A 21728-nucleotide genomic window follows, 5' to 3' on the forward strand; every position below is an offset into this window, starting at 1 on the left:
CCGCGCGCGCCGGGGCGGCGCGCGCGGGCTCTCCCCCGCCGGTGCGGGTCAGGCGTTGGCGACGAGGCCGAGCTCGGCGACGCTGGGGAGGCCGGTGTGCGTCGGGACGACGCGGACCGTGTAGCCGAACGGGCCGGACGCGTCGAGCACGACGTCGCCGGCGAACGCGTAGCGGCCGGCCTCGTACGTCTCGGCGAGCGCGAGCGGCTCGGCCGTGAACTCCTCGATGACGTCGGCCTCGCTGACGCGGCCGTGCACGACCTGCACCTGCACGTCCTCGGGGCGCAGGTCGCCGAGCGACACGTACGCGCGCACGGTGAGCCGGTCCCCGACCTGCGGCACCTCGCCGATGCCGGAGGAGTCGACGTGGTCGACGCGCACGCGCGACCACCCGGACCGCACGGACTCCTTCCAGTGCGCGAGCTCGCGCGCGGGGGCGAGGCCGTCGGCCGCGAGCGCTCGCCCCGCCGCCGCAGCGGGCGCGTACAGCCGCGTCACGTACTCGCCGACCATGCGCGTCGCCTGGACCTTCGGGCCGAGCGTCGCGAGCGTGTGCCGCACCATCTCGAGCCACCGGCCGGGCACGCCGGACGTGTCGCGGTCGTAGAAGCGCGGCGCGACCTGCTGCTCGACGAGGTCGTACAGGGCTGCGGCCTCGAGGTCGTCCCGGCGGTCGGGGTCCTCGACGCCGTCGGCGGTGGGGATGGCCCAGCCGTTCTCGCCGTCGAACCACTCGTCCCACCACCCGTCGAGGATGGACAGGTTGAGGCCGCCGTTGAGCGCCGACTTCATACCCGACGTCCCGGATGCCTCGAGCGGGCGCAGCGGGTTGTTGAGCCAGACGTCGCAGCCCGGGTAGAGGGACTGCGCCATGGCGATGTCGTAGTTGGGCAGGAAGACGATGCGGTGGCGCACCTCGGGGTCGTCGGTGAAGCGCACGAGCTGCTGGATGAGCCGCTTGCCCTGGTCGTCGGCGGGGTGCGACTTGCCCGCGACGACGAGCTGCACGGGGCGCTCGGGGTGCAGCAGCAGCGCCTTGAGGCGCTCCGGGTCGCGGAGCATGAGCGTGAGCCGCTTGTACGTGGGCACGCGCCGCGCGAAGCCGATGGTGAGCACGTCGGGCGACAGGACGTCGTCGACCCAGCCCAGCTCGGCCGGGGTCGCACCGCGCTCGCGCCACGACTTGCGCACGCGGCGGCGGGCCTCGTCGACCAGGCGGCCGCGCATCTCGCGGCGGACCGCCCACAGCTCGCCGTCGCTCACGCCGCCGTCCCCGTCGCCGCGCAGCCAGCCCGACGACGCGGCGTCGGCCGTGAGCTCGTCGAGCCCGAGCCGGTCGGCCTCGAGGGCCGCGAACGCCGGGTCCACCCACGTGGGCGAGTGCACGCCGTTCGTCACGGACGTGATGGGGACCTCGCGCGCGTCGAAGCCCGGCCACAGGCCCTCGAACATGCCGCGCGACACCTCGCCGTGCAGGAGGGAGACGCCGTTCGCCCGCCCGCCGAGGCGCAGGCCCATGACGGCCATGTTGAACACGGTCGGGTCGCCGCCGTCGTAGTCCTCCGCGCCGAGCGCGAGGACGCGCTCCACGGGCAGCCCGTCGACGGCCATGTCGCCGCCGAAGTACTGCGTGACGAGGTCGCGCCCGAACCGGTCGATGCCGGCCGGGACGGGCGTGTGCGTCGTGAAGACCGTCGCGGCGCGCACGGCCTCCAGGGCCTCGTCGAACGTGAGGCCCTGCTCGACGAGCTCGCGGATGCGCTCGACGCCGAGGAACCCGGCGTGCCCCTCGTTGGTGTGGTAGACCTCCGGGGCCGGCGCACCGGTGAGGCGCGACCACAGGCGCAGCGCGCGCACGCCGCCCACGCCGAGCAGCAGCTCCTGCTGGAGGCGGTGCTCGCCGCCGCCGCCGTAGAGGCGGTCGGTGACCTTGCGCGCGGCCTCGTCGTTGCCGGGCACGTTGGAGTCGAGGAGCAGCAAGGGCACGCGGCCCACGGCAGCGACCCACACGTGCGCGTGCAGCGTCCGACCGCCCGGGAGGGCGAGCGACACCCGCGCGGGCGTGCCGTCGTCGTCGCGCAGGAGGGTCAGCGGCAGGCCGTCCGGGTCGAGCAGCGGGTAGGTCTCGACCTGCCAGCCGTCGCGCGTGAGGGACTGCTTGAAGTACCCGGCGCCGTACAGGAGCCCGACGCCGACGATCGGCACGCCGAGGTCGCTCGCGCTCTTGAGGTGGTCGCCCGCGAGGATGCCGAGGCCGCCGGAGTACTGCGGCAGCACCGACGTGATGCCGAACTCGGGCGAGAAGTAGGCGATCGCGGCCGGGAGCGAGCCGTCCTCGTCGGAGGCGGCCCGCTGCTGGTACCACAGCGCGTCGTCGAGGTAGTGGCGCAGGTCGGCCGCCGCCGCGCGCACGCGCTCGACGAACGCGCCGTCCGCGGCGAGCTCCGCGAGCCGTTCCGGGCCGAGCGCGCCCAGCAGCGCGACGGGGTCGCCGTGCACGGACGCCCACGCCTCGGGGTCGATACCGGCGAACAGGTCGCGCGTCGGGGCGTGCCAGGACCAGCGCAGGTTGTGGGCCAGCTCGTCCAGGTCGCGCAGCTCGGCGGGCAGCAGGGTGCGGACGGTGAACCGTCGGATCGCTCTCACGGGGACGAGACTACGCAGGCCGAGGCCGGTGCACACCCTCGCGGTGTCACACGCACGTCACGCTTGCGTGAACTTTCACCCCGGCGCCACGCCCGACACCGCACCTCGTCGACGCCTGCCGAGCCCGCTCCCAGGTGCCTGCCCCCCGCGGGCCTCGATACGTTGTGCGTGTGACGTCGACCTCTCCGGCCCCCGCGCCGCACCGCACCCCCGCGACCGCCCCCCGTCCTGCCCCGCCCGCCCCGATCGGCCGCATCCCCGTGCTGGACGTCTCGCCCGTCGTCGAGGGCGGGCGGTGGCCCGCGAAGGCCGTCGTGGGCGAGATGGTGCCGGTCGAGGCGACCGTGTTCCGCGAGGGGCACGACGCCGTCGCCGCGACCGCCGTCCTCGTCGCCCCCGACGGCGCCGAGCGCACCGCGCGCATGGTGGACGTGGCGCCCGGCCTCGACCGGTTCCGCGCCACGCTGCACCCCGACGCGATCGGCGACTGGTCGTTGCGGGTCGAGGCGTGGAGCGACCCCTACGGCACGTGGGCGCACGACGCGACCGTGAAGATCGCCGCGGGCGTCGACGTCGACCTCATGCTCGCCGAGGGTGTCCGGCTCTTCGAGCGCGTCCTGGCCGACGCGGTCCCCCTCCCGGGCGCCGACGGCACCCCGGGCACCCGGTCGCCGCAGGACGCGCGCACGCTCGCCGACGCGGCAGCCGCCCTCGCCGACGCGAGCCGCCCCGCCGAGGCCCGCCTCGCCGCGGCGACGTCGCCCGAGGTGCGCGACGTCCTGGACCGCGCGCCCCTGCGCGACCACGTGACGGCGTCGGCCACCTACGACCTGCGGGTCGAACGACCGCTGGCGCTCGCGGGTGCGTGGTACGAGATGTTCCCGCGCTCCGAGGGTGCGCGCCGGATGAAGGACGGCCGCTGGCGCTCCGGGACGTTCACCGCGGCGGCCCGGCGCCTGCCGGCGATCGCCGCGATGGGGTTCGACGTCGTCTACCTCACGCCCGTCCACCCCATCGGCACGACCCACCGCAAGGGCCGCAACAACTCCCTCACGGCGCTCCCCGGCGACCCGGGCAGCCCGTACGCGATCGGCTCGAAGGACGGCGGCCACGACGCGATCCACCCCGAGCTCGGGAGCGACCGCACGTTCCGCGCGTTCGTCAAGGAGGCGCGGCGCAACGGGCTCGAGGTCGCGATCGACCTCGCGCTGCAGTGCTCGCCCGACCACCCGTGGGTGACCGAGCACCCCGAGTGGTTCACGACCCGCGTCGACGGCTCGATCGCGTACGCCGAGAACCCGCCCAAGAAGTACCAGGACATCTATCCCCTGAACTTCGACAACGACCCCGCGGGCATCTACGCCGAGGTGCTGCGCGTGGTCCGCGTGTGGATCGACCGGGGCGTCACCGCGTTCCGCGTCGACAACCCGCACACCAAGCCGCTCGACTTCTGGGAGTGGCTGCTCGCCGAGGTGCGCGCGACGAACCCCGAGGTCGTGTTCCTCTCCGAGGCGTTCACCAAGCCCGCGATGATGCACACGCTCGCGCGGATCGGGTTCCACCAGTCGTACACGTACTTCACGTGGCGCAACACCCGCGACGAGCTCGCCGAGTACCTCACCGAGGTGTCGGGCGAGGCCGGCGCGTACATGCGGCCCAGCTTCTGGCCGACGACGCACGACATCCTCCCGCCCTACCTCCAGCACGGCGGGGTGGCCGGGTTCGCGGTGCGCGCGGTGCTCGCCGCGACCGGGTCGCCCACGTGGGGGATCTACTCCGGGTACGAGCTCGTGGAGAACGTGCCGCGGCCAGGAGTCGAGGAGCAGATCGACAACGAGAAGTACGAGTACAAGCCGCGCGACTGGGCGCTCGCGGAGGAGATCGGGATCTCGACGCTGCTCACGCGGCTCAACGAGGTCCGGCGCGACCACCCCGCGCTGCGCCAGCTCCGCAACCTCACCGTCCACCCGACGACGAACGACCAGGTGCTCGCGTTCTCCCGGCACCTGCCCGCCGAGCACTCGCCGACCGGCGAGGCCGACACGGTCGTCGTCGTCGTGAACCTCGACCCCCACTCCCCGCAGGAGTCGAACGTGCACCTCGACCTCGCGGCCCTCGGGCTGCCTCCTCTCGCGGACGGCCAGGACCCGTGGGCGCCGTCCTTCGTCGCGCACGACGAGCTGTCCGGCGAGAGCTACGGCTGGGGCCAGGACGTCTACGTGCGGCTCGAGCCGATGCGCCAGGTCGCGCACGTCGTGCACGTGAGGCCTGCATGACGTTCCCTCGCGACGCTGCACCGGTCCCCGTGCGCGGTCCCGCTGCCGGCCCCGCCCCCGTGCCGCCCATCACCGCGCCGGTCCCCGTCGCGGCGCTCCCGCCGCGGCGCCAGCCGACGGCGCCCGTCGACGCGCGCCCCGGGCTGTCCGACGACCCGGACTGGTACCGCACGGCGGTGTTCTACGAGGTGATCGTCCGCGCGTTCTCCGACTCCGACGGCAGCGGGACGGGCGACCTGCGGGGCCTCATCGACCGCCTCGACTACCTCCAGTGGCTCGGCATCGACGCGCTGTGGCTGCCGCCGTTCTACCCGTCGCCCCTGCGCGACGGCGGCTACGACGTGTCCGACTACACCGCGATCGCGCCGCAGTACGGCTCGACGTCGGACTTCGCCGAGCTCGTCAGCGAGGCGCACGCGCGCGGGATGCGCGTCGTCATCGACCTCGTGATGAACCACACGAGCGACCAGCACCCCTGGTTCCAGGCGTCGCGCGCCGACCCCGAGGGCCCGTACGGCGACTTCTACGTGTGGAGCGACGACGACACGCGCTACCAGGACGCGCGCATCATCTTCGTCGACACCGAGACGTCCAACTGGACGTTCGATCCCGTGCGCCGCCAGTTCTTCTGGCACCGGTTCTTCTCCCACCAGCCCGACCTCAACTTCGAGAACCCGCGCGTCGCCGACGCGATGCTCGACGTCGCGCGGTTCTGGCTGCAGATGGGCGTCGACGGGTTCCGCCTCGACGCCGTGCCGTACCTCTACGAGGCCGAGGGCACCAACTGCGAGAACCTGCCCCAGACGCACGAGTTCCTGCGGCGCGTGCGGCGCATGGTCGACGCCGAGTTCCCGGGACGCATCCTGCTCGCCGAGGCGAACCAGTGGCCGCGCGAGGTCGTGGACTACTTCGGCACCGAGGACGAGCCCGAGTGCCACATGTGCTTCCACTTCCCCGTGATGCCCCGCATCTACTACGCGATCCGCGACCAGCGCGCGAACCAGGTCCTCGAGATCCTCGCCGACACGCCCGACATCCCGCCCGGCGCGCAGTGGAGCACGTTCCTGCGCAACCACGACGAGCTCACCCTGGAGATGGTGTCCACCGAGGAGCGCGCGTCGATGTACGGGTGGTACGCGCCCGACCCGCGCATGCGCGCGAACGTCGGCATCCGCCGTCGGCTCGCTCCCCTGCTCGACAACTCGCGCAAGGAGGTCGAGCTCGCCCACGCGCTCCTGCTCTCCCTGCCGGGCAGCCCGTGCCTCTACTACGGCGACGAGATCGGGATGGGAGACAACATCTGGCTGCCGGACCGCGACTCGGTGCGCACCCCCATGCAGTGGACGCCCGACCGCAACGCCGGGTTCTCGACCGCCGACCCCGGCAAGGTGTACCTGCCGCTCGTGCAGTCGCTCGTGCACCACTACGGCTACGTCAACGTCGAGGCGCAGCTCGAGCAGTCGACGTCCCTGCTGCACTGGGTGCACGGCATGCTCAAGGTCCGGCGCCGCCACAAGGCGTTCGGCACGGGCGACTTCGTCGCGCTCGAGTGCGACAACGAGTCGATCCTCGCGTTCCTGCGCCGGACCGACGCCGAGACGATCCTGTGCGTCGCGAACCTCTCCGCGACCGCCCGCTCGGCCGCGGTGCACCTGCCCGACCACCCCGGGGCGACGCTCACCGACGTGTTCGGCGGCGCGCACTTCCCGGCCGTCGACGACGACGGGCGCGTCGTCATGACGTGGGGGTCGCGCGACTTCTACTGGCTCGTGGTGCACGACCCGGCGTGAGCACGGTCCCTCCCGTTCCTCGTGCGGCGGGCTCGTCGCGCGCGTGATGGCATGAAGGCGACCTGACCGGAGGAGGCACGCGTGACGGTACGGCGGACGGACCCGCCCTCGACGGAGCTCATGGGGCTCCTGGACGCCTGGCTGCCGGCGCGCCGCTGGTACCCCGTGAAGGGGGTCGCCGTGCGCCACGTGCCCTGGCTGTCCTTCGCGCTCGACGCCCCGCCGCCCGCCGCGACGCCCGGCCGACCCGACACGGGGAGGGTCGTGCGGGTCGAGCTCCACCTGCTGCGGCTCGTCGGGGACGGCGTGGACCTCGTCGTGCAGGTGCCCCTCGTGCTCGAGCCGGTGTCTCGGCCGACCGGCGCGACGCCTGGCGTCGAGAGCCAGAGCAGCGCGACGCCGGGCGGGGCGGCGCCGATCGGGACGCTCGCCCCGGGCGGCACCGACGACGCCGCGTGGGTCGTGCACGACGGCGCCGCGCACCCCGCGTGCTGGGCGGCCCTCCTGGCCGTGGCGCAGTGGGAGGACCCAGGCACAGCACCGGACGGGGCGAGTCCCCGGGACGGGGGCCGCGACGCCGACACCGACCTCACCGGTGGACGCGCGCTGAGCGTCGAGCAGTCGAACAGCTCGGTGCTGCTGCCGCGGGTCGCCGGAGGGAGCATGCTCAAGGTCCTGCGCGCCATCGCGATCGGCCCCAACCCCGACGTCACCATCCCCCGCGCGCTGGCGGCCCAGGGCTGGGCCGGGGTTCCCCGGCCGCTCGCATGGCTCGAGGTGACGTGGGACGCGGAGGACGACCCAGCTGCCGTCGACCCGGGCGTGGACCACCGACCGGGCGAGCCGACCGCGGGAGGCGGGGCACCGGCGTCGGGCACCGCTCCGGGCCAGGAGGCTCCCCGCTCCGCGCACCTGGCCATCCTCAGCGAGTTCGTCGAGGGCGCGCGCGACGGGTTCGACCTCGCGTGCTCCTACGCCGGGCAGGGCGCGTCGTTCGCCGACCTGGCGGCCGACCTGGGGCGCGTGCTCGCCGACCTCCACGCCGCGCTCCGGCGGGCGTTCGGCGTCGGGTCGCCGGTCGACGCGCGCTGGCTCGTCGCCGACCTGCGGCGGCGCGCGGACGAGGCCGTCGCGTCGTCGCGCGCGCTGGGGCGGCGCGCGGACGACGTCGCCGCCTTCTGGGACCGCACGTCCGCGCGCCTCGCGAACGTGACGCGCGTCCCCGACGCGCTCCCCCGGCTGCAGACCGTCCACGGCGACCTGCACCTCGGCCAGGTGCTGCACGCCCGCCGCTTCGGCTGGAAGGTCCTCGACTTCGAGGGCGAGCCCCTGCGCCCGGTCGCCGAGCGCACGCGCCCCGACCTCGCGCTGCGCGACGTCGCCGGGATCGTGCGCTCGTTCGACTACGCCGCCGCCGTCGGACGCGCGCCCGACGCCGCGTGGGCCGTCCAGGCGCGCACCGCGTTCCTCGACGCGTACGACCGGGCCGACACGGCCGGCGTCGACCGCGCGACGTCCGAGGCGCTCGTCCGGGCGCTCACGCTCGACAAGGCGCTCTACGAGGTCGTCTACGAGTCGCGCAACCGCCCCGACTGGGAACCCATCCCGCTCGCCGCGGTGGACCGCCTGCTCGCGGGGAACGCCTGAGCCAGGAGCCCTGGAGAGAGGAACCCGGTCGGTCACCGAGTCCCTCCCTCCGGAGGGTCAGCGCCGACCGCGGCCGGTGACGAGCTGGTTCGTCGAGCGCAGCACGCGCGGGGCGACGAGGCCCCCGGGCTCGACGCCTGCGAGCGCCGCGTCGGGCCCGGTGACGTGGAACGTCACGGACTCGCCGGGCAGGAGCGTGACGAGCATGTCGTCCGCGCGCAGGCCCGGGTGGAGCTTGTCGGCCAGTAGCGCGACGTCGCGCACGAGGTTCTCCGCCGTCACGCGCACGGCCCAGCCCGCGGGTTCGCGGTGCACCTCGGTGACGAGCCGCGGCGGCGTGAGCGACGCGTCGCGCGGCTCGGCGAACCACCACAGCGCGCGGGCGCCGCCGAGCGTCGCAACGAGCAGCTCGGCCGCCGCCTCGTCGGGCGTCGCGACGTCGCGCGGCATCTCGACGCTGCTGGTCCCGCGCGCGTCGACCCGGGTCGGGACCGTCGTCGCCCGGCGCACCGTGCCGTCGAACGACACGCGTCGCACCACGAGGTCGCCCGACCACGCCTCGTCCGTGTCGTTGGCCACGACCACGACGAGCCGGTCGGTCTCGTCGCCGGCCGCGACGCCGCCGTCCGCCGACCGGGGCTGGACGGTGAGGAGGCGGTCGGCGTGCGCGTGCGCGAGCGCGTGCAGGAGCGGCTTGGCGCGGCCGTCACCGTCGACGGCGGCCCACGAGGTCACGGGCCAGCAGTCGTTGAGCTGCCACACCACGGAGCCCATCGTGCGGGGCGCCCACGAGCGCAGGTGCTCGACCGCGACCTGCACGGCGACCGCCTGGTTCCAGGACATCGCCCAGTGCCAGTCCTCCATGTCGTCCGGCAGCGGCACGTGCCGCACGAGGCCGTCGGTGAGCTTGTCGTTGCCCTGCGCGGCCTTCTGGTGCACCAGCATGCCGGGCGACTCGGGCGTGAGCGGGTCGTCGCTGATCGCGCGCGTGAGCGTCGACCACGTGGGCGGGCCCTGCCAGCCGAACTCCGCCATGAAACGCGGCACGTCGTCGCGGTAGCGCGGCCAGTCCTGCCGGTTCCACAGCTCCCACGAGTGCATCGAGCCGTGGTCGGGATCGTTGGGGTGCACGTCGAGGCTCCCGGACCACGGGCTCGACGGCGTGTACGGACGCGTGCCGTCGAGCTCGGCCAGCACGCCCGGCAGGAGCTCCGTGTAGTAGCCGAGGCCCCACGACTTGCCCTCGAGCCGCAGCTCCCAGCCCCAGGCCCCGAAGCCCCAGATGTTCTCGTTGCTGCCGTTCCACACGACGAGGCTCGGGTGCGGGGTCAGGCGCGTCACGTTGTCCCGCGCTTCTGCCTCGACCTCCGACCGCAGCGGCTCGTCCTCGGAGTACGCCGCGCACGCGAACGCGAAGTCCTGCCACGTGAGGATGCCGCGCTCGTCGCACAGGTCGTAGAAGTCGTCGGCCTCGTAGATCCCGCCGCCCCACACGCGCAGGAGGTTCAGGTTCGCGAGCTCCGCCTGGTCGAGCCGCACGGCGTAGCGCTCGCGCGTCACCCGGTGCACGAACACGTCGTCGGGGATCCAGTTCGCGCCCTTGACCCACACCGCGCGCCCGTTCACCACGACGGTGAACGACGTCCCGTGCTCGTCCGGCGTGAGGTCGAGCCGCGCGTCGCGGAAGCCCGTGCGCCGGGCCCACGCGTCGAGCGCGGCGTCGCCCGCGGCGAGCTCCACCTCGACGTCGTACAGCGGCTGCTCCCCGTACCCGCGCGGCCACCACAGCGCCGCGTCCGGGACGTCCACCGGTACGACGGCGGTCGTCGCGCCGGCGGGGAGCGCCACCTCGGCGTCGTGGCGGCCCGAGGGGCCGCGGAGCGAGACCCGCACGGCGAGCGGCCGGTCGCCGCCGGAACCGGGGGCGTCCGGGTCGAGCGGTGCGCGCTCGACGTCGACGTGCACCGCGACCCGGCCCGGCGCCGTGGCGAGGTGACCCGCCCGGGAGGACGCGTCGTCGGGCAGGTCCACCGAGACGAGCGGACGGACGGATGCGAGCCGCGCCGCCGACCACGACTCGAGGCGGACGGGCTTCCACAGCCCGACGGACGGTGCGTCGATCCCCCAGTCCCACCCGAAGCTGCACGCGGACTTGCGGATCGCGTTGTACGGGTGCTTGTTGACCTGCGGGCGGTAGCCCAGCGCGAGGGACTCCCGGTCGGCGTACCGCACGGGGGACGCGAACCGCACGACGAGCTCGTTCTCGCCCTCGCGCAGCAGGTCCGCCACGGCGACCCGGAACGTGCGGAACTGGTTGCGCGCGCTCAGCACGCGCGTGCCGTTGAGCGAGACCGTCGCGACGGTGTCGAGCCCGTCGAACGCGAGGTCGTGCCGGTCCAGGCCGGGCGTGTCGGTCGCGGACCACGCGAACGTCGTCCGGTACTCCCAGTCGCAGCGCCCGACCCACGCGACGAGGTTCTCGTGGTCGTCGAGGTACGGGTCGGGGATCAGGCCGGCCGCGAGCAGGTCGGTGTGGACGCTCCCGGGCACCGAGGCGGGGACCGTGACGCCCGCGACATGAGCCGGGACCGGGCCGCCGACGGCTCGCGCGCTCCAGCCCTCGTGCAGCTCACGGCACACGAGCCGTGCGGGGGCGGTGGCCGGCACGGCGGGTGCGGTCGGCGTCGGTGCGGTCGTGCTCGTCACTTGGTGGCTCCTGAGGTCAGTCCGTTGTAGATGTAGCGCTGCAGCAGCAGGAACGCGACCAGCGTCGGGACGATGACGAGCACGGTCCCGGCGGAGATCACCTCCCACTGTGCGCCGAAGGGGCCCTTGAAGCGGAACAGGGACGTCGAGATGACGCCGAGGTCCCGCTTGGGCATGTACAGCCAGGGCAGGTAGAACTCGTTGTAGATCGCGATGCCCTTGATGATGATCACCGTGGCGATCGCGGGCTTGAGCAGCGGGAAGACGATCCGCGCGTAGATGGTCAGGCGGTTGGCGCCGTCGAGCATGGCCGCCTCGTCGAGGGAGCGCGGGATCGACTTCATGAACTGCAGGAAGATGTAGATCGAGATGATGTCCGTGCCCATGAAGAGGACGATCGCGGCCCAGCGGGTGTTGAACAGGCCGAGCCCGCTGACGATCTGGAACGTCGCGACCTGCGTCGTGACACCGGGCACGAGCGTCGCGAGCAGGAACGCCCCGACGACGAGCCGCTGGCCGCGGAACGTGAAGCGGTCGATCGCGTAGGCGGCCATCGTCCCGATGATGATCGTCCCGGTGAGGGCCACCACGAGGATGATCGTCGTGTTGACGAAGCCCTGGAGCATGCCGCCGCGCGTGAAGGCCGTGACGAAGTTGTCGAGGTTGGTCCAGCTCGACGGCGGGTCGAGCGGCCCGGTCTCGCGGAACTCGGCCTGTGTCTTGAACGACGCCATGAAGATCGTCACGAGCGGCACGACCGCGACGAGGCACGCGACGACCAGCGACGCGTACTTGAGCGTGGTGCCGACGGGACCGAGGACCGGGCTCGCCCCGCGCGTCCAGCGGGCCCAGCCGGCTCGGACGCGGTCGGTGGCCGACGGCGCGGGGAGCGACGGGGCGGCCGCGTCGCGCGGACCTGGGGTGGTCCGGGGTGCCGGGGCGTCCTCCGTCCGGGAGGCGCCGTCCTGCGCGGCGGACGTGCGCAGCGGTGCGGCGCTCATGCGAGGTCACCTCTCTCGTCGGGGACGACGCGTCGCTGCACCCACGAGACGAGCAGGACGATGATCAGCAGGACGACCGCCATCGCGGAGGCGAGCCCCACCTTCGAGAACGTGAAGGCCGTGTTGACGGTCTGGATGACGAACGTCTCGGACCCGTTCGCGCCGCCCGTCATGATGAACGGCATCTCGAACACGGACAGCGCGCCGGACACCGCGAGGATGACCGACAGCCCGATGATCTGGCGGATCCCGGGCGCGATGATGAAGCGGAACTTCTGCCACGCGTTCGCGCCGTCGAGGTCGGCGGCCTCGTACAGCTCGTTCGGGATCGACTGGATCGCCCCGAGGAAGAGCACGAAGTTCAGGCCCATGTAGCGCCACACGCTCGTCGCGGCGAGCGAGACGTTGACGAGCGACGGGTCGCCCAGCCACAGCGGCGGCTCCGTGAACCCGAACGCGGCGAGGAACGCGTCGAGCGTCCCGCCGGGCCGGAAGAAGTAGAGGAAGACGAGCCCGATCGCGACCCCGTTGATGAGGTAGGGGAAGAAGATGATCCCCTTGAACCAGTTCCGGAACCGCGTGCTGAAGCTGAGGATCGTCGCGAAGTACAGCGCGAGGACGAGCTGCACCGCGGCGCCCACGAGGTAGTACAGGCTCACGAGGAACACGCGGAAGATCTCCGGCCGCGTGAAGATCTCGACGTAGTTCTTCCAGCCCACGGGCTCCTTGACGGGGTCGAGCCCGTCCCAGGACGTGAAGCTGTACCACACCATGTTCGCCACGGGGACGTAGGTGAACAGCAGCAGCATGCCCACGGGGACGAGCAGGAAGAGCCACGGTGTGATCCGCCACCCGCCCTTGGTCGCTCCCCCGCCCGGGACGGGACGACGGCGTCCCCTCGGGCGTGCCGGGCGCGTCGCTCCGAGCGCACCGGCCGGTCCGGTGACCGCGGCCATCGCAGTCGCCTCCTTCGTTCGTGCTCGCTGGGTCGTCGCTCGCCGGGTCCGGCGAGGCTCGCGCCCGGGGCGGTCGCGCCCCGGGCAGGGCGGCCACGTGCCGTCGGGCACGTGGCCGCCCGGCTCGTCAGCCGACGACCTCGGCGCGGGCCTTCGCCCAGCGGTCGTTGAGGTCGGCGAAGAACGACGCCTTGTCCCCGGAGGCGGCGCCACGGGCGACGTCGACGTACTGCCGACGGAACTGGTCGCCGTTGAGGTCGATCTCCGCGGTGTTGTAGATGTCCGCGAGCAGGTTCTCCTCGCCCTGGGGCGCCGGGGCGATCTCGACCTCCTCGACCCCGAACGTCTCGAAGTCGGCGAGGATCTCCGGCGCCTCACCGTCGACCTGCGGGGCCAGGCCGCCCTGGCTCGCGGCGAAGCCGGACTCGTCGAGGAACCAGTACAGCCATGCCTCGGCAGCCTCCTTGTTCTCCGAGTGCTTGGAGACCGCGATCTTGTAGTCCGCGCCGACGGTCGAGTGGAACGCGCCGTCCGTCTGCCACGGCATCGGCCAGAAGCCGATGTCCTCGCGCGGGTTCCCGGCCGCCTCGGCGGCGTCCTGCATCTGCGTCACGGCCCACGAGCCGAGCACCATGCTCGCGACCTGACCGGTCCCGATGAGGTTCTTCGACTCCTCCCAGTTCGTCGTGGTCGGGTCGGGCTCGGAGAGCCCGGCCTCGACGACGTCGTACAGGAGCGAGTCGATCGCGTACTGCTCCTCGCCCTCCGTCCACGGCGCGTCCTGCTCGGTGCGCAGGTTCACCGCCTCCGGGCCGTCGATCGACCCCTGGTTGGACTGCCACTGCGTGAGCGGCCAGCCGTCCGCGTAGTTGGTGTAGTACGGGATCGTGTCGGGCGAGCTGTCCTTGATCGCCTGCAGAGCGTCGAGGAACTCCTCGGGCGTCGCCGGCGGCTCGGTGATCCCCGCCTTCTCCCACACCGGCTTGTTGAGCACGTAGCCCATCGCGGTCCCGAAGGTCGCGAGGCCGTAGACCTGGCCGTCGTACGCCTTCTCGTGGATGAAGCGGTACCTGGAGCCGAGCTCGTCGACCGACCCGAGCGGCTCGAAGAACGTGGAGAGCTGGTCCGCGTCGACCGTGTTGGGGATGAGCAGCACGTCGCCGTAGTCACCGGAGTTCAGGCGGATCGAGACGTCGCCCTCGTAGTCCGTCACCGCCTCGAACTCGACGTCGACGTCCGGGTAGGTCTTCTGGAACTCGGTCACGTAGTCCTGGAGCACGGTGTCGACGATGTCCGTACGGTTGGTCAGGACGGTGATCGTCCCCGACGGGCCGTCGCCGTCCCCATCGCCCCCGCCGGTGGAGCCACCGGAGCAGGCCCCCAGCACGAGCACCACGGCCGCAGCCGTGCTCGCGGCAAGGATGCGCCTCTTCGCCATCTCGATCTCTCATTCTCGTCGTCGTTGACAGTGCGCGCCGCCCCGATGCGGATACAGCGCTTAAGCCGTTCGGCCGTCTGGTGCACCGGATGATCAGCTCCGATGTCGATGAGGACGAGTGAAGCGATTAAGTTGCTGTAAGTCAACGACCGTCGGTCACGGTTGGGTCACGACGACGAGAGCCTGGACCCCGGGCACGCCGGGGCCTCGGACGGACCCGCGCGCGGCGGGGGCGCCCGGACCGGTGTCAGCCCTCGTCGCGGCGCGCGGTGGTACCCCGGGGACGCAGCGTCGGCGTCGAGTCCAGGAAGCTCCCGCCCGTCCGGCCGTCGATGCGGTCGAACAACCGCCTCGCGACGTGGGCGCCGAAGCTCGTCACGTCGTGGCTCAGGGCCGACAGCCGGGGGTACGTCGCCTGGCACAGCGGCGAGTCGTCCCAGGCGATGAGCGACAGGTCCGACGGCACGCGGACACCCAGCTCGCTCGCCACCCCGAGACCCGCGAGGGCCATGACGTCGTTGTCGTAGATGATCGCCGTCGGCCGCTCCGGCCCCGTGAGGAGCGTGCGCGTGGCGCTCGCCCCCTGGTCGGCGGTGTAGTCGGTCCGCCCGATCTCCCCGCGCACACCGAGGCGCGCCACCTCGTCGCGGAACGCCTCGTCGCGGATGTGCGTGTGACCGAAGCTCGTGACGCCCGCGACGCGCGCGATCCGCCGATGGCCCACCGCGTGCAGGTAGCGGACCGACTCGCGCATCGCCGAGGCGTCGTCGGTCCAGACGTTCGTCAGGTCCCCGGCGAGCGCCGGGTCGCCCACCACGACGGCGGGGATCGCGTCCGGCTCGGACAGCCAGGCCACGCGCGGGTCGTCGAGGCGCAGGTCGACCGTCACGACGCCGTCGACCCGGCGCGCGGCCCGCCACTTGCGGTAGGCGCGCAGCTCGGCGTCGAGGTCCGGGACCACCTGGAGCAGCAGGCCGTACGAGCGCGCGGCGAGCTCGGACTCGATGCCCGCGATGAACTGCATGTAGAACGACTCGAAGCCGAGCGTGCTGGGGTCGCGCGCGAGCACCAGGCCCACGGTCTCCGTGCGCGCGCCCGAGAGCGAGCGCGCGGCCGAGCTCGGCTCCCAGCCCAGCTCGGCGGCGACACCGAGGATGCGCGACCGCGTCTCGGCCGACACCCCCGGCCGGTTGTTCAACGCGTACGACACCGCACCCGTCGACACGCCTGCCCGCCGGGCGATGTCCGCGATCGTGATCCGGGCCATGGTGCGCTCTCCTCGTCGTCGAGACGGCCCCCGTGCCGTCGCCCACACGCTGCACTGAAGCGCTTCACCTGTCAACTGCCGAGCCTTCGGATCACGGCCGCAACGACCGGCCGGACGCCGCAGCGCCCGGCCACCCGCCCCCGTCCCCGCTGCTAGGGTCGGCCCGTGCAGAAGCCGCAGCAACGAGCCACTCTGGCCGACGTCGCGCGGCTCGCCGGGGTGAGCGCCAAGACCGTCTCCCGGGTCTACGACGGCAGCGCGAACGTCTCCCCCGACACCCGACGGCGCATCGAGGAGGCCGCTGCACGTCTCAGCTTCCGACCCAACCTCCTCGCGCGCGACCTCCGCCACGGCGGGGTCTCGTCCGCCGTCGGCTTCGTGCTCGGCGACCTCACCAACCCGTTCTACTTCCAGGTCGCCGCCGGCATGGAGCGCGAGCTCGCGCAGCACGGTCTGACGATGGTCCTCACGGCGACCGAGGACGACCCCGCCGAGGAGGAGCGCGTCGCCGGGACGCTGCTCGCCCAGCGCGTCCGCGCGCTCGTCCTCGTCCCGATCGCCCGGGACCAGTCCTACCTCGAGGGCGAGCGCCGGCTCGGTACGCCCGTCGTGACGATCGACCGCCCCGCGCACAACCTCCTCGCCGACTCGGTCGTCCTCGACAACCGGGAGGGGACCGCGGAGGCGGTCCGGGCGCTGACGCGGCTCGGCCACCGCCGCATCGCGTTCGTGTGCAGCCCGGGGGACCTGTACACCCACGCGGAACGGCTCGCGGGGTACCGGGACGCCCTGCGCGAGGTGGGCGTCACGGACCCGTCGCCGTGGGAGCGCCTCGACGACGTCGGCGGTCGGACCACCGAGGCCGCGGTGCTGGACGTCCTCGAGCAGCCGGACCCCCCGACAGCGATCGTCACCGGCAACAACCGCGCGAGCGCGGCGCTCGTCCGCGCGCTCGGTCCCGCGCGCGACGACCTCGCGTACGTCGGGTTCGACGACTTCGACCTCGCCGACGCCTTCGGGTTCAGCGTCGTCGCCTACGACACCCGCGAGATCGGCCGCGCCGCCGCACGCCGCGTCCTCGAACGGCTCGCCGACCCGCAGGGCGCACCGGTCCACGTCCGCATCCCCACCCGCCTCGTCGCCCGCGGCTCCGGCGAGCGTCCGCCCGCTCGGTCGAGCTAGAGGCCCGGACACCCGAGATCACGGGGCCCAGGAGACTGCTCACCGGGTCAGGCCCACGGTCGCGAGGTGAGAACCTCGGGAGCGCCACCTCACGTCCGCACACCCTCCTTGCGTCTGGGTACAGCATGCCAACGATGACATCCGTGCACGCCGGCCATTCGGTGCCCTCCGACAAATATGAACTTCCTTGCTCGTCGAGCCGATGTCAACGTTGACATTCGACGAGCTCGGGCCCTAGCGTCCGCTGGGTCAGCACACCCCTCGGACGAAGGAGTCCTCATGTCCCGACGCTCACGTCGGAGCACCACCGCCGCCGCAGCGGCGCTGTCGCTCCTCACGGCGGTCACACTCGCGGCGACGCCCGCGTGGTCCTCTCCTGGTCCGGCAACGGGGTCCTCCGCCGCCGACCCGCCCGACGACGAGCCCGTCGTGGTGAGTCTCGACGACTTCGACGGCTACGGCGACGACGCGGCGCTGTCGTCGCTGTACCCCCGCAACACGAACGGCGGGACGAACACGGCGACGCTCGTCGACTCGCCGTTCGACGCCGAGGGCGAGGACCTCGGGAGCGCGATGCGGTTCGACTACGCGTTCACCAACGGCTACTCGGGTCGCTCGCGCGCGGTCGACGGCTACTGGCCCGGCCTGCAGGCGGTCGAGCTGTGGATCACGAACGGGACGCCCGGTCAGGACGTGCTGCTGCAGCTCTCCGACGGCGCGTCGTTCGAGGCGCACCTGAACGACGTCGCGGGGTTCGACCCGACGTCGACGGAGGCGCAGCGTGTGCGCGTCCCGATCGAGGACTTCCGCCCCAAGTCCGGGACCGGCACCCTGCGCACGAGCGGGATCACCTCGTTCGCGCTCTACGTCAACCAGGTCGGGGCGGGGACGGGAGGCACCATCGTGGTCGACGAGATCGATCTGCTGTTCGACGTCGCACCGCCGGTCCCGGAAGTGACGTTCCCCGTGACGGAGCTGCGCACCGACGGCGCCGGGAACCTCCTCACGCTGCTCGCCGAGCACGCCGTCGTCCCCGACGGCGCACGGGCCGTCCAGGCGACGTGGACGTCCGACGACCAGGCGGTCCTGCGCGACGCGACTCGGCCCGAACCCAAGGGCGACTTCCGCGCCGAGGGCCGGGTCGGCGTCGACCTCCACCAGGTACGCCTCTTCGTCCCGGCCGAGGACGGCGGCGCGGGCACGACGTTCGCCGTCGACGTCGACACGCACCTCGAGATCGAGGTGACCGACCTGCCCGTGCCGGTCGACGTCGTCGACTACCTCGACGCGATCACGGGCACCGGGATGCTCTCCGCGATGCACCACGACCAGTCGTACGCGAACCCCGCGGCGAACGACGTGCTGCACCAGCGCGTCGCGAACGAGTTCGGCGTCTACCCGGCGCTGTACAGCGCGGACTTCCTCACCGGCCAGACGGTCCCCTACCGCGAGAACATGGTCGACGAGGTGCGCCGTCAGTGGGACGCCGGGAACCTGGTGCAGATCATGTTCCACGTCTCGCCGCCGCAGTACACCGTGGCCCAGGAGGTGCAGGGCGGCTGGGGCGGCGACCAGGCGCACGAGACGCTCCCGAGCCCCAACCGGATCTACTCGTTCCTCTACGAGGACCAGTGGGACGAGCTGCTCACCGACGGCACGGCTCTCAACGAGAACTGGAAGCTGCGCCTGGACGAGTACGCGCGCCTGCTCCAGCCGCTCGAGGACGCGGGCGTGACGGTCATGCTGCGCCCGTTCCACGAGATGAACCAGCACGTGTTCTGGTGGGGCGGGCGGCCCGGGCTCGACGGCAGCGCCGGCCTGTACCGCATGGTCCACGACTACCTCGAGCAGGAGAAGGGGCTGTCGAACATCGTGTGGGTCTGGAACGTCCAGGACCTGCCCGACGACTACGGCTTCGCCGACGGCGATCCCAAGTTCGACCGCTACGAGGGCCTCGAGGGCGGGCTGCCCGAGTACGACGCCAACGACTGGTCGAGCTTCAGCCCTGGCGCGGACTACTACGACGTGCTGTCCGTCGACTTCTACGACGTCGAGGGCTACGCGCCGCGGCACTACGAGCAGGCGCAGCGCATCGCGCAGCGCGACGGCAAGCCGATGATCGTCGGCGAGACGTTCGTCTTCCCGACGCAGGACGAGATCGCCGCCCAGCCGGACTGGTCGCTCGCCATGCCGTGGGGTGTGCGGACATGGAACTACAACACGCCGCAGGCCATGGCGACGTTCTACGGGCACAGCATCGGCGCCGCGGGGCTGCCCCGGTTCACGACGCGTGACAACACGGCGACACCGACGGCCACGGACGCGCGCGTCGTCGGCGTCGTGAACCCCCACGGGTACGAGGTCGCCGCGCTCGCGGTGCGCTACTCCGCGCCCCTGCCCGCGGGCGAGCTCGACCCGGCGGCGTTCGCCGTGCGGGCCGATCTCGACGGCCCGACGCCGGAGACCTCGTCGGACGGCCCGCGCACCGTGGTCCGAGCCTTCACGGCAGCAGGGCCCGACGGCGCCGTCTCGCCCGGGCAGGGGCCCGCACCCGGCGAGTGGGTGGTCCTCGAGCTCGACACGTCCGACGCCAACGCGGCCGGGACGTTCTACTCCGGGACGACGCAGACCTACGGCCTGGCCGCCGCGTACTCGGTGACGCAGGTCGCCGACGTGAGCGTCGGCGGGACGACCGTGCCCGCATCCGTCGGCCCGGTCGAGGCGTCGGGGGTCGACACGCCCGTCGTCGACGAGTACGAGGCCGGGGTGTGGGACGGACCGGGCGACGCGTTCCGGTACCGGCTCTTCACGCCGCACGCGTACCGCGAGGCGCCGGACGACGACACGCTCTACCCGCTCGTGCTCACGCTCCACGGCACGGGCGAGACCGGCACCGACAACGCCGTCCAGCTCCTCGGCAACCAGCTCTCCGTCGCGTTCGCCGCGCCCGAGCGCCAGGCGAGCGACCCGGCCTTCGTCCTGTCGCCCCAGCGCGCTCCCGACCAGGACTGGCTCACGCCCAGCGGGCGCGAGGCGCTCGTGGGGATGGTCGAGGACCTGGTCGACCGCTACCCGGTCGACCCCGACCGCGTGTACCTCACGGGGCTCTCGCGCGGCTCGCGCGCGAGCTGGCCGCTGCTCGCCGAGGACGGCGATCTCTTCGCGGCAGCTCTGCTCGTCGCGGGCGGCGAGTCGGCCGACCTCACGGCGCGGATCACCGACCTGCCGGTCTGGGTGCACCACGCGATCGACGACCCGACGGCGCCGTACGGCCTCACCCTCACCGCCCTCGAGGGCCTCGAGCGCGCAGGGGCGGTCGTCACGCGCGACGAGTGGGCGGGCAACCTCCCGCGCGACGCGGCCGCGGCACAGGCACAGGCGCTGTGGGACGAGGCCCGCGCGGCCGGGAGCGACGTGCTTCACACCGCGTACTCGCCCGGCACGACGGGCACGCCGGACCGGCTGGCGTACCCGCACTCGTCGTGGATCCCGACCTACGCGAACCCGGTCGTCCTCGACTGGCTCTTCGCGCAGTCGCGCGACGCCGCCTCGGCGGTCTCCGTCGAGGCCTCGGCGCGCTGCCTCGCCGGGAAGGCGTACGTCGCGGTCCGGGCGACGAACGACGGCGTCGGACCGGTGGGTATCACCCTCACGACGCCGTACGGCGCCAGGACGTTCTCGGCCGTGACGCCCGGCTCGAGCGCCTACCAGTCGTTCGCGTCGCGGGCGACGGCGCTCCCGGCGGGGTCCGCGTCCGTCACTGTCACCGCGGGAGACGGTGACGTCACGACGATCGACGCTCCGTACGACGCCACGACCTGCGGGTAGCGTCCGACCTTCCCGCACGTCGTCCACCGACGCACGACGCCCCCGCCACCCACTCGGGTGGCGGGGGCGTGGTCATGCCCAGCACCGCCCTGCGCCCGCACACGTGGGCCAGCGTGGGCGCACCCTGCTGCGCAGCCTCAGCCTCAGCCTCAGCCTCGATGGCAGTGGACAGGGATGGTGCTCTCGACCGCCCCGCACCGCGCGAGTCGCCGTTACTTCGCTTCTGGGGTGCTGTCCTTCTTGGCGGCCGACGGCGGGTCCTTCTCACTCCACTCGAAGCCGTTGGGTCCGACGTAGATCGTCTGGCCCTTGATGTTCTTCCCGAACTTCACGCTCGTGTATGCAGAGTCCACGCTCTTCGACCACTCCGCGAGGATCTGAAGCACCTCCTCGGTGCTCAAAGGCTTGCGCGTCTCCTGTCCCACGTCGTGTCGCTCGAGCATCCCGTGCATCAGTCGCGACGCGAGGTATCGCTTCTCGAAACGCGTGCTCTGATCGAACGCCGCACGCCCGAGGTTGAAGAGCCCGTACACCACAGCGCCGGCGAAGGCAGCCAGTGCAGTCGCCCGCACGGACATGTAGAAGACGAGGGCCGAGACACCGAAGGTGTCTGTCTGCGCGTTCAGGTGTCTCTCGATCGTGGCGATGGAACTGTTCGTGGACAGGTAGAGCAGCGAGACCACCAGCACGCTCAGTACAGCGGCGATCGCCAACAGCCATCTCCCTGTGTTGCGCGAGTCCCTGACGACCTTCCGCAGACTCTTGAACACCTTGCGGAAGGCCTGGTCCTCGACGGCCTCCCCCGACGGTTCCGAGCTCTTCTGCTCATGCTGCGCCATCACGCGCCCTTCTGTCGGTACGACCCCGTCTGGCTCGACGTTCCCGTAGAGAACCGTCGCGGAAGAGATCGGCTGCTCGCTAGCCCCCGGGCGGGCGAAATCCGCTCCGTCGACAGGAGGAAGCGACCGGCTGGGCTCTGGCCCATCGGTCC

At 72.5% G+C, this 21728-nt stretch carries 12 protein-coding genes; 5 read left to right on the forward strand and 7 right to left on the reverse strand.

The genetic code is table 11. The features are described 5' to 3' along the window. Positions 1-48: 48 nt before the first annotated feature. A complete protein-coding gene (gene glgP, locus ACTJIY_RS15975) occupies positions 49-2646 on the reverse strand; it encodes an alpha-glucan family phosphorylase (protein WP_253053453.1) in 2598 nt (865 codons plus the stop codon). Between the two features lie 170 nt (positions 2647-2816). On the opposite strand from glgP, the gene ACTJIY_RS15980 reads away from it, so the two are divergent. The 3 genes from ACTJIY_RS15980 to ACTJIY_RS15990 all read left to right on the forward strand — a co-directional run bounded on the left by ACTJIY_RS15980 (position 2817) and on the right by ACTJIY_RS15990 (position 8359). Next, positions 2817-4922, forward strand: a complete 2106-nt coding sequence (locus ACTJIY_RS15980) for an alpha-1,4-glucan--maltose-1-phosphate maltosyltransferase (RefSeq protein ID WP_374615064.1) — start codon at positions 2817-2819, stop codon at positions 4920-4922. After that, positions 4919-6712 (forward strand): maltose alpha-D-glucosyltransferase, encoded by a 1794-nt coding sequence (gene treS / locus ACTJIY_RS15985; protein ID WP_440674632.1) that lies wholly within the window; start codon positions 4919-4921, stop codon positions 6710-6712. Before ACTJIY_RS15980 ends, treS begins: the two co-directional genes overlap by 4 nt. 81 nt (positions 6713-6793) lie before the next feature. Beyond that, a complete protein-coding gene (locus ACTJIY_RS15990; RefSeq protein WP_440674633.1) occupies positions 6794-8359 on the forward strand; it encodes an aminoglycoside phosphotransferase in 1566 nt (521 codons plus the stop codon). 57 nt (positions 8360-8416) lie between these two features. Here ACTJIY_RS15990 and ACTJIY_RS15995 read toward each other — a convergent pair whose 3' ends face one another. The 5 genes from ACTJIY_RS15995 to ACTJIY_RS16015 all read right to left on the reverse strand — a co-directional run bounded on the left by ACTJIY_RS15995 (position 8417) and on the right by ACTJIY_RS16015 (position 15727). Next, positions 8417-11065 (reverse strand): glycosyl hydrolase 2 galactose-binding domain-containing protein, encoded by a 2649-nt coding sequence (locus ACTJIY_RS15995; protein WP_440674634.1) that lies wholly within the window; start codon positions 11063-11065, stop codon positions 8417-8419. After that, positions 11062-12066 carry a carbohydrate ABC transporter permease gene (locus ACTJIY_RS16000; protein ID WP_440674635.1) on the reverse strand — a complete coding sequence of 335 codons (1005 nt, stop codon included), beginning with the start codon at positions 12064-12066 and terminating at the stop codon, positions 11062-11064. Before ACTJIY_RS16000 ends, ACTJIY_RS15995 begins: the two co-directional genes overlap by 4 nt. Then, on the reverse strand, positions 12063-13022 hold the full coding sequence (locus ACTJIY_RS16005; RefSeq protein ID WP_440674636.1) for a carbohydrate ABC transporter permease: 960 nt from the start codon (positions 13020-13022) through the stop codon (positions 12063-12065). The genes ACTJIY_RS16000 and ACTJIY_RS16005 overlap by 4 nt, the downstream gene beginning before the upstream one ends. 127 nt (positions 13023-13149) lie before the next feature. Beyond that, positions 13150-14460, reverse strand: a complete 1311-nt coding sequence (locus ACTJIY_RS16010; RefSeq protein ID WP_440674637.1) for an ABC transporter substrate-binding protein — start codon at positions 14458-14460, stop codon at positions 13150-13152. Positions 14461-14707: 247 nt separating this feature from the next. Beyond that, entirely contained in the window at positions 14708-15727 is a 1020-nt protein-coding gene (locus tag ACTJIY_RS16015) for a LacI family DNA-binding transcriptional regulator (RefSeq protein WP_440674638.1), read from the reverse strand. A gap of 165 nt (positions 15728-15892) precedes the next feature. Between ACTJIY_RS16015 and ACTJIY_RS16020 the strand changes: the two genes are divergently transcribed. After that, positions 15893-16909, forward strand: coding sequence for a LacI family DNA-binding transcriptional regulator (locus ACTJIY_RS16020; RefSeq protein WP_440674639.1), 1017 nt, complete (start codon positions 15893-15895; stop codon positions 16907-16909). A 279-nt stretch (positions 16910-17188) separates the two neighbouring features. Further along, complete coding sequence (locus tag ACTJIY_RS16025) at positions 17189-20737, forward strand: glycosyl hydrolase (protein WP_440674640.1); 3549 nt, start codon at positions 17189-17191, stop codon at positions 20735-20737. 212 nt (positions 20738-20949) lie between these two features. Here the strand turns inward: ACTJIY_RS16025 and ACTJIY_RS16030 are convergent, their stop codons facing one another. Then, positions 20950-21579 carry a hypothetical protein gene (locus ACTJIY_RS16030; RefSeq protein ID WP_440674641.1) on the reverse strand — a complete coding sequence of 210 codons (630 nt, stop codon included), beginning with the start codon at positions 21577-21579 and terminating at the stop codon, positions 20950-20952. Positions 21580-21728 lie beyond the last annotated feature (149 nt).

It is taken from the genome of Cellulosimicrobium sp. 22598 (assembly GCF_052044445.1).
Lineage (GTDB): Bacteria > Actinomycetota > Actinomycetes > Actinomycetales > Cellulomonadaceae > Cellulosimicrobium > Cellulosimicrobium cellulans_G.

Coding starts and splice junctions, on each gene's coding strand:
- treS (WP_440674632.1), top strand. CDS start 4,919: ATGACGTTCCCTCGCGACGCTGCACCGGTCCCCGTGCGCGGTCCCGCT.
- ACTJIY_RS16000 (WP_440674635.1), bottom strand. CDS start 12,066: ATGAGCGCCGCACCGCTGCGCACGTCCGCCGCGCAGGACGGCGCCTCC.
- ACTJIY_RS16005 (WP_440674636.1), bottom strand. CDS start 13,022: ATGGCCGCGGTCACCGGACCGGCCGGTGCGCTCGGAGCGACGCGCCCG.
- ACTJIY_RS16010 (WP_440674637.1), bottom strand. CDS start 14,460: ATGGCGAAGAGGCGCATCCTTGCCGCGAGCACGGCTGCGGCCGTGGTG.
- ACTJIY_RS16015 (WP_440674638.1), bottom strand. CDS start 15,727: ATGGCCCGGATCACGATCGCGGACATCGCCCGGCGGGCAGGCGTGTCG.
- ACTJIY_RS16025 (WP_440674640.1), top strand. CDS start 17,189: ATGTCCCGACGCTCACGTCGGAGCACCACCGCCGCCGCAGCGGCGCTG.